At 64.0% G+C, this 9223-nt stretch carries 6 protein-coding genes; 4 read left to right on the plus strand and 2 right to left on the minus strand.

The features are described 5' to 3' along the window. Positions 1-358: 358 nt before the first annotated feature. Positions 359-1111: a DUF502 domain-containing protein gene (locus FJV80_RS34060; RefSeq protein WP_142878474.1), complete on the plus strand. Its 753-nt coding sequence runs from the start codon at positions 359-361 to the stop codon at positions 1109-1111. Here FJV80_RS34060 and recG read toward each other — a convergent pair. Continuing rightward, positions 1063-3171 carry an ATP-dependent DNA helicase RecG gene (gene recG, locus FJV80_RS34065; RefSeq protein ID WP_142878475.1) on the minus strand — a complete coding sequence of 703 codons (2109 nt, stop codon included), beginning with the start codon at positions 3169-3171 and terminating at the stop codon, positions 1063-1065. The two genes, FJV80_RS34060 and recG, sit on opposite strands and share 49 nt — an antisense overlap. Positions 3172-3263: 92 nt before the next feature. Between recG and FJV80_RS34070 the strand changes: the two genes are divergently transcribed. From FJV80_RS34070 to FJV80_RS34080, 3 genes are all read left to right on the plus strand, one after another. Further along, entirely contained in the window at positions 3264-3551 is a 288-nt protein-coding gene (locus tag FJV80_RS34070; protein ID WP_095775332.1) for a succinate dehydrogenase assembly factor 2, read from the plus strand. 72 nt (positions 3552-3623) lie between these two features. Continuing rightward, complete coding sequence (gene mfd / locus FJV80_RS34075; protein WP_142878476.1) at positions 3624-7121, plus strand: transcription-repair coupling factor; 3498 nt, start codon at positions 3624-3626, stop codon at positions 7119-7121. A 134-nt stretch (positions 7122-7255) separates the two neighbouring features. Beyond that, the gene (locus tag FJV80_RS34080; protein WP_142878478.1) at positions 7256-8629 is read left to right on the plus strand and encodes a 3-deoxy-7-phosphoheptulonate synthase class II; all 1374 of its coding nucleotides are present in this window, start codon (positions 7256-7258) and stop codon (positions 8627-8629) included. A 113-nt stretch (positions 8630-8742) separates the two neighbouring features. Here FJV80_RS34080 and FJV80_RS34085 read toward each other — a convergent pair. Then, the coding region (locus tag FJV80_RS34085; protein WP_142878477.1) for a GGDEF domain-containing protein at positions 8743-9223 on the minus strand (481 nt) is incomplete at its 5' end.

The following is a 9223-nucleotide window of genomic DNA, read 5'->3' on the forward strand; positions in this document are numbered from 1 at the left end:
ATCCAGATGCTGGCCTATTTCGCCGCCGTGTTCATGGGCACCGACGTCGACCAGCCGCGCAATCTGGCGAAATCGGTCACGGTGGAATAGCACTGTCACTGCTTGCTTGGCGGGCAGCAATTCGAAGTCCAGCTGGCGATAGCCCTTCTTTCGTCATCCACGGGCGGAGCAGGAGCAAAGCTTCTGCGCAGACCCGAGGATGACGAGGGAGGGATGTTTCGGCCTAATCGCGAACGGCAGCAGCTTCCGTTTGGAACACTGAGAGCCGCGTCATAGAGCGAGTCCTTTTAAAAACTTCGCAGTTCCAAACGGCGTCCCGGTTCACTAATGTTGCGCTGCAACCCGCGCCCGGTGAACCATGTCCGATGCTTCCAAGACCTCAGGCATGACCCGGCTGAGGAACTATTTCCTCACGGGGTTCGTCGTCTGCGCACCGCTGGCGATCACCGCCTATATCGCCTGGTCGTTCATCGGCTGGGTCGATTCCTGGGTAAAGCCCTATATTCCGGCGCGTTACAGCCCCGATACCTATCTGCCGTTTCCGGTCCCCGGGTTCGGGCTGATCGTCGCCCTGATCCTGGTCACGCTGATCGGTTTCCTCACCGCCAACATTGTCGGCCGCGCCATTGTCGGTTTCGGCGAGCGCCTGCTTGGCCGCATGCCGCTGGTGCGCGGCATCTATGGCTCGCTGAAGCAGATCTTCGAGACCGTGCTGTCGAACAAGGGCGACATGTTCCGCCAGGTCGGACTGGTCGAATATCCGCGCAAGGGCGTGTGGTCGCTGGTGTTCGTCGCAAGCGAGAAGGAAACCGAGATCAATGAGAAGCTCGATCAGGAAGGCGACCCGCTGATCGCCGTGTTCATGCCCTGCACGCCGAACCCGACGACCGGGTTCCTGATGTATGTGCTGAAGTCGGACATCGTGCTGCTCGACATGACGATCGAGGACGGCGCCAAGCTGATTGTTTCGGCCGGACTGGTGGCGCCCGAGGTGAAAAGCAAGATGGTGACGCTGAATGGCGAGCCGATCAACGGAACCGTCGCCAATCCGCCATTGGGGCCTCACCCGGCGCGCAAGAGCCGAACGGCCGCGTCGCGGCCGAACAAATAGAGCAGCAGGCGCAGCGCCTCGCCGCGGTCGGATTGCAGCTCCGGGTCGCGTGACAGGATAAGCCTTGCATCGTCGCGGGCAGCCTCCAGGAGATCGGCATGCGCCTCGATGCGCGCCACCTGGAAGCCGGGTGTGCCGGACTGGCGGGTGCCCAACAGCTCGCCTTCGCCGCGCAATTTCAGGTCTTCCTCGGCGATCAAAAAGCCGTCCTCGGTCTCGCGCATCACCGACAGCCGGCGTTTTGCCGTCTCGCCGAGCGGGTCCTTGTAGAGCAGCACGCAAGAGGATGGCTTGTCGCCACGCCCAACCCGGCCGCGCAGCTGGTGCAGTTGCGCAAGGCCGAAGCGCTCGGCATGCTCGATGACCATGACGGTGGCATCGGGCACGTCGACGCCGACCTCGATGACCGTGGTGGCGATCAGGATGCGTGTCTCGCCCTCCTTGAAGGCGCGCATCGCCTCGTCCTTCTCGGCGCCCTTCATGCGGCCGTGGACAAGGCCGATGCGGTCGCCGAACAACGGTTTCAGCGAGGCAAAGCGATCCTCGGCCGACATCAGCTTGATCTCTTCGGATTCCTCGACCAGCGGGCAGATCCAGTAGATTTTCCGGCCTCCGGCGACGGCATCCTCCATGCGGTCGACCAGTTCGTCGAGACGCTCCAGCGGCAGCGTGACGGTGCGGATCGGCTGTCGCCCGGCGGGCTTTTCCGTCAGCTTGGAGACATCCATGTCGCCGAAGGCGGTCAGCACCAGCGTGCGTGGGATCGGTGTGGCGGTCATCACCAGCATGTCTGGCGCGTCGCCCTTGGCGGTGATGGCAAGCCGCTGGTGGACGCCGAAACGATGCTGCTCGTCGATGACGGCGAGCACCAGATCGTGGAAGGTCACCTTCTCCTGGAACAGCGCGTGGGTGCCGACGACGATGTCGAGCTCGCCGCTTGCCAGGCCGGCCAATGTTTCGGTGCGTTCGCGGCCCTTTTCGCGGCCGGTGAGGATGGCGATGCGCAGGCCGACCTTGGCGGCGAGCGGCGCGATCGTCGCCAGATGCTGGCGCGCCAGGATTTCGGTCGGTGCCATCAGTGCCGCCTGGCCGCCGGCCTCGACGGCGCGCGCCATGGCAAGCAGCGCGACCACCGTCTTGCCCGAGCCGACATCGCCCTGTAGCAGCCGCAGCATGCGCTCGGGGTCGGCAAGGTCGGCATTGATTTCGGCCAGCGCGAATTCCTGGCTTGCGGTCAGCGAATAGGGAAGGGCTGCACGGAGTTTCTCGACGATGCGGCCGTCGCCGACCAGGGGGCGGCCGGACAGGCGGCGGATCTTTGCCCGCACCAGCGCCAGCGAGACCTGGCCCGCCAGCAACTCGTCATAGGCAAGACGCCGCCAGGCCGCGCCGTCGATGGAAACGTCGATGGGATCGGCCGGATTGTGGATGCGGGTAAGCGCTTCGGCAAAGCTGGGAAAGGTGTGCCGGCGCATGAAGGCGCCGTCCTGCCACTCCGGAAATTCGGGCAGTCGCGCCAGCGCCTGGCCGATCGCGCGGCGCAGCACCTTGCCCGAGAGGCCCGCGGTGAGCGGATAGACCGGCTCGACCAGCGGCAGGTTCTCCGCTTCGCTGGCCAGCGCGATGTGGTCGGGGTGAACCATGGTCGGGCGGCCGTTGAACCATTCCATGCGGCCCGAGACCACGACATGCTCGCCCACGGGCATTGCCTTTTCGAGATAGGCGGCGTGCGCATGAAAGAAGGTCAGGCCGATCTCGCCGGTATCGTCATGGGCGTAGACCCTGTAAGGCACCGACCGGTTGCCGCGCGGCGGCGGCTGGTGGCGGTCGATGCGCACGTCGAGGGTCACGATCTGGCCTTCCGCGGAACCGGCAATGCCCGGCCGACTGCGGCGGTCGATGACGGTATGCGGCAGCACGAACAGAAGGTCACCGGCGCGGGCCGCGCGATCACCAAGATCAGCGGTGACGACCTTCTCGATCAGCGCGCCGACCTTCGGTCCGACGCCGGCAAGCGAAGTGATCGGAACAAACAGCGGATCGAGGATGGAAGGACGCATGATGTCAGCTTATGTCGCGACGGCTACAGCGCAAGGCTGACAGCCCCTTCTATCCACGCTATATGCGCCGCAGCAAGTGAGGATGCGCCACAATGACCGGAACGAAACGATCAAGCGAGGGGCTGGACGCCCACCGCCGCAAGCTGTTGTTCCGCTCCTGGCATCGCGGCATGCGCGAGATGGATCTCATCCTCGGCACCTTCGCCGACGCCGAGATCGGCGCCTTGACGGCTGATGAAATCGAACAATATGAGGGGCTCCTCGACATTTCCGACACCGAATTCCTACCGCTTATCACCGGTGAACGCCCGATCCCGGCGGATATCGATTGTCCTGTCCTGCAAAAGATCCTGGCGTCCCGCCGGACCATGACTTTCTGAACAACAGCAATTCCAGGAAAAGTGCGAAGCGGTTTTCCCACAGGAATTGCGACAAACAAAGACCGTGATTTGATGAGCCTCATTCCCACCATTGGTCTGCCGAAAGGCCGTGCCGGCCAATTCATCGTCGATGGTGTCGCCGATGGGTACGAGGCGTTCGCACTGGTGCAGGCCGCACTCGAGATCGCGCCCGACAAGCCGGTGCTGTTCGTGGCGCGTGACGGCCAGCGCCTGCCTGTTATCATCGAGGCACTGGCCTTTGCCGCGCCCGGCCTGCCGGTGCTGGAACTGCCGGCTTGGGACTGTCTGCCCTACGATCGCGTCTCGCCCGGCTCGGATGCCGCCGCCAAGCGCCTCGATGCCCTGACAGCGATGATCGCGCTGGCGAAGAAGCCGCATCGCGCCGTCATCCTCACCACCGCCAATGCGCTTCTGCAGCGCGTTCCGCCGGCCGACCTGGTCGAGGCACAGACCTTTCATGCCAGGCCTGGCAACCAGATCGACATGAACGTGCTGATTGCGCGGCTGGAAACGTCCGGCTTCGAGCGGGTGCCGACAGTTCGCGGCATCGGCGAGTTCGCGGTGCGCGGCGGCATTCTCGACCTGTTTGCTCCGGGTTGGACCGAGGCGCTGCGCCTCGATTTCTTCGGCGATACGCTGGAATCAATCCGCGTCTTCGATGCCGGCACGCAGCGCACCACCGGCCAGCGCAAGTCGATGGCGCTGCAGGCGATGAGCGAAGTGGCGCTGACGCCTGAAACCATCAGCCGCTTCCGCCGCTCTTATATCGAAGCGTTCGGCGCGCCGCAGCGCGACGACGGGCTCTACACGGCAGTCAGCGAGGGCAGGCGGTTCGCCGGCATGGAGCATTGGCTGCCGTTCTTCTATGAGCGGCTGGAGACGGTGTTCGACTATCTGCCGGATACGCCTGTCGTTTTCGACCATCTGGCGCATGAAGCGCTGGCCGAACGCCACACGCTGATCCTCGACCATTATGAAGCGCGCAAAAAGCAGGCCGACGCCGCGCTGAAGGATGCGGTGCCCTACAAGCCGGTTGCGCCCGATCTGCTCTATCTCTCGCCGGAAAACCTGATCGCCTCGCTCGGTCCGCGCGAAGCGATCGACTTCACGCCCTTCGACGCGCCCGATGCCGGCGCGAAAAAGGTCTACCACGCCGGCTCGCGCCATGGCCGCAGTTTCGTTGAGGAGCGCGCCGATCCGAACGTCAACGTCTTCGACGTCGTCGTCAGGCATATCGCCGACGAGCGCGCGGCACGTCGGCGTATTGTCATCGCCGGCTGGACGGAAGGTTCGCTCGACCGGCTTGGCCAGATCCTCACCGAGCATCACCTCGGCAATCTCAAGCAGGTCGGGACGCTGGCGGAAGCCGAACAGCTCGAGCCGGGGCAGGCGGCATTGGCCGTGCTGCCGCTCGAATCCGGCTTCGAGACCGAAAAACTGGTCGTCGTTGCCGAACAGGATATTCTGGGCGACCGGCTGATCAGGCGTTCAAAGCGCAAGAAGCGCGCCTCCGACTTCATTGCCGAGGCTTCGGCGCTGTCGGCCGGCGATATCGTCGTCCATGCCGACCATGGCATTGGCCGCTTCATCGGTCTGCGCACCATCGAGGCGGTCGGCGCGCCGCATGATTGCCTGGAAATCCACTATGCCGGCGACGACCGATTGTTCCTGCCGGTGGAAAACATCGAGCTGCTGTCGCGCTACGGTTCTGACACGGCCGAAGCGACGCTGGACAAGCTCGGCGGCGGCGCCTGGCAGTCGCGCAAGGCCAAGCTGAAGCGGCGCCTGCTCGACATGGCCGGGCAGCTGATCCGCATCGCCGCCGAGCGGCAGATGCGCGCCGCGCCGGCGCTGGTGCCGGCCGAAGGCCTCTATGACGAATTCGCCGCGCGTTTCCCCTACGAGGAAACCGACGACCAGCAGACGGCCATCGACTCCGTCAGGGATGACCTCGGCGCCGGCAAGCCGATGGACCGGCTGATCTGCGGCGATGTCGGCTTCGGCAAGACGGAAGTGGCGCTGCGCGCCGCCTTCATCGCGGCGATGGAAGGGTTCCAGGTCGCGGTCGTGGTGCCGACGACGCTGTTGTCGCGCCAGCATTACAAGACGTTCTTGCAGCGTTTCTCAGGCCTTCCCATCCGCGTCGCCCAGGCCTCGCGGCTGGTCGGCGCCAAGGAACTGGCGGAGACGAAGAAGGCTTTGGCCGAGGGGCAGGTCGACATCGTTGTCGGCACGCATGCGCTGCTCGGTTCGTCGATCTCGTTCAAGAATCTCGGCCTGCTGATCATCGACGAGGAGCAGCACTTTGGCGTCAAGCACAAGGAAAGGCTGAAGGATCTGAAGACCGACGTCCATGTGCTGACGCTGTCGGCGACGCCGATCCCGCGCACGCTTCAACTGGCACTGACCGGGGTGCGCGAGCTGTCGTTGATCGCCACGCCGCCGGTCGACCGCATGGCGGTGCGCACTTTCATCTCGCCCTTCGATCCGCTGGTCATTCGCGAGACGCTGCTGCGCGAGCGCTATCGTGGCGGCCACTCCTTCTATGTCGTTCCACGTATCAGCGACCTCTCGGAAATCCATGATTTCCTGAAAGAATCCGTGCCCGAACTGAAAGTGGCGGTTGCCCATGGCCAGATGCCGCCGGGCGAGCTCGACGACATCATGAATGCCTTCTATGACGGGCAATACGACGTACTTCTGTCGACCACCATTGTCGAATCCGGACTCGACATCCCGACTGCCAACACGCTGATCATCCATCGCGCCGACATGTTCGGCCTGTCGCAGCTCTACCAGCTGCGCGGCCGGGTCGGGCGCTCGAAGGTGCGCGCCTATGCGTTGTTCACGCTGCCGGCCAACCGCAAGCTCACCGATACGGCCGAGCGCCGGCTGAAGGTGCTGCAATCGCTCGACACGCTGGGCGCCGGCTTCCAGCTCGCCAGCCACGATCTCGATATAAGGGGCGCCGGCAATCTCCTGGGCGAAGAGCAGTCCGGCCATATCAAGGAGGTCGGCTTCGAACTCTACCAGCAGATGCTGGAAGAGGCTGTCGCCGAGGTGAAGGATTCCGGCGAGGTCCTGGATGGCGGCTGGTCGCCGCAGATCGCCGTCGGCACGGCGGTGATGATCCCCGAAAGCTACGTGCCGGACCTGCAGCTCAGGCTGGCGCTCTACCGCCGCCTCGGCGACCTCGAAGACACCGAGGAGATCGACGCTTTCGGCGCCGAACTGATCGACCGTTTCGGCCCGCTGCCGGACGAGGTAAAGCATCTGTTGAAAATCGTCTTCATCAAGGCGCTTTGCCGCAAGGCCAATGTCGAGAAGCTCGACGCCGGGCCGAAGGGCGTCGTCATTCATTTCCGCAAGCGCGAGTTCTCCAACCCGGTCGGCCTGGTCAAGTTCATCGGCGAGCAGGGTTCGCTGGCCAAGATCCGCCCGGATCACAGCGTCGTCTTCGCCCGCGAATGGCCGACCGCCGAGAAACGGCTGGCGGGCTCGGCGGTGGTCATGACACAACTGGCGCGCCTGGTTGAGAAGGCTGCGTAGCCCCCCGACCCATTCGCCAGCGCTGAAATTCCGGTCTAGAATAGGAAATCGGCTTCGTGTATGGAGCCGCCAACCCATATAGGGGCGGAAATGGCGGGCGAGGATGCTCGCCGGAAAGAGTGTTGGGTGCAGCGATGACGAAATGGTCGCCGAATTCGTGGAGAGCAAAGCCGATCAAGCAGGTTCCTGCCTATCCGGACCTTGCCGCGCTGAAGAACACCGAAGCCCAACTCGCCACCTACCCGCCACTGGTCTTTGCCGGCGAGGCGCGCAAGCTCAAGAAGCAGCTCGCGGCGGTCGCTGCCGGTGAGGCGTTCCTGCTCCAGGGCGGCGACTGCGCCGAAAGCTTTGCCGAGCACGGCGCCGACAACATCCGCGACTTCTTCCGCGTCTTCCTGCAGATGTCGGTCGTGCTGACCTTCGCCGGCGCACAGCCGGTGGTGAAGGTCGGACGCGTCGCCGGCCAGTTCGCCAAGCCGCGTTCGTCTGACAATGAGACCAAGGGCGAGGTGACGCTGCCGAGCTATCGCGGCGACATCATCAACGGCATCGAATTCGACGCCAAGTCCCGTATTCCCGATCCTGCCCGCCAGGAAATGGCGTACCGCCAGTCGGCGGCGACGCTCAACCTTCTGCGCGCCTTCGCCCAGGGCGGCTATGCCAGCCTGGAGAACGTGCATAGCTGGATGCTCGGCTTCGTTGCCGACAGCCCGCAGGGCGAAAAATACGGTGAGCTCGCCAACCGCATCACCGAGACGATGGACTTCATGAAGGCCGTCGGCATCACCTCGGAGACCAATTACGCGCTGCGCGAGACCGATTTCTACACCAGCCATGAAGCGCTGCTGCTTGGCTATGAGGAAGCTCTGACCCGCGTCGATTCGACCTCCGGCGACTGGTATGCCACGTCGGGCCACATGATCTGGATCGGCGACCGCACGCGCCAGCCCGATCATGCCCATGTCGAGTATTGCCGCGGCATCAAGAACCCGCTCGGCCTGAAATGCGGCCCGTCGCTGACCGCTGACGGCTTGCTGGAGCTGATCGACCTGCTCAACCCCGAGAACGAGCCCGGCCGGCTGACGCTGATCGCCCGCTTCGGCTCCGACAAGGTCGCCGACCATCTGCCGAAGCTGGTGCGCGCAGTGCAGAACGAAGGCCGCAGCGTGGTCTGGTCGTCGGACCCCATGCATGGCAACACGATCGAGGCCGCCGGTTACAAGACGCGGCCGTTCGACCGCATCCTGAAGGAGGTGCAGACCTTCTTCGAGGTGCACCGCGCCGAAGGCACGCATCCGGGCGGCATCCATGTCGAGATGACCGGCAAGAACGTCACCGAATGCACGGGTGGCGCGCGCGCCATCACGGCCGAGGAATTGCAGGACCGTTACCACACGCATTGCGACCCGCGCCTCAATGCCGACCAGGCGATCGAGCTCGCCTTCCTGGTGTCGGATCTCCTGAAGAAAAGCCACCCGGTGCAGCACAAGCAGGCCGTCAACGGCTGATGCCGGCCAATGACCCGATTAAGGAAAGGCGCTGGAGAAATCCGGCGCCTTCTTCGTTTTAGCTCACGTTTGTGTTCTCGGCAGCTGCCAGCGCGATCAGCTGATAGAAGGGGTCAATCCTTCTTGTAGAGCAGCCAGCTCTTGCCGGCGCGGCCGGCCATCGTCGAATGCTTGGTGACGCGGTTGCGGCCGCTCACTTTCGAACGGTAGAGTGCACGGTCGGCCTTGGTGTAGAGGTCCTCCGGGCCTTCGGCCTCGGATGCCATGCAGATGCCCATCGAGACGGTCACGGTTCCGTAATTCATGCCGGTCTGGCTGCTGGTGAACGGCGTCTGCTCGATCAGGGCGCGAATGCGCTCGGCGATCTCGTAGGTGGCGTCTTCGCTGGCACCCTCGATGATCAGCGCGAACTCCTCGCCGCCGGTGCGGGCGACGAACATGTCGCCGCGAATGCTGGTTTGGAAAATCTCGGCGATGATCTGGATAATCTTGTCGCCGACAGGATGGCCGTAGCGGTCGTTGATGTCCTTGAACCGATCGATGTCGGCAAGGATCAAGGCGTTGAACAGGATACCCTTGTTGCTGGTGTAGATC

It is taken from the genome of Mesorhizobium sp. WSM4310 (genome assembly GCF_007003935.1).
Classification (GTDB): Bacteria; Pseudomonadota; Alphaproteobacteria; order Rhizobiales; family Rhizobiaceae; genus Mesorhizobium.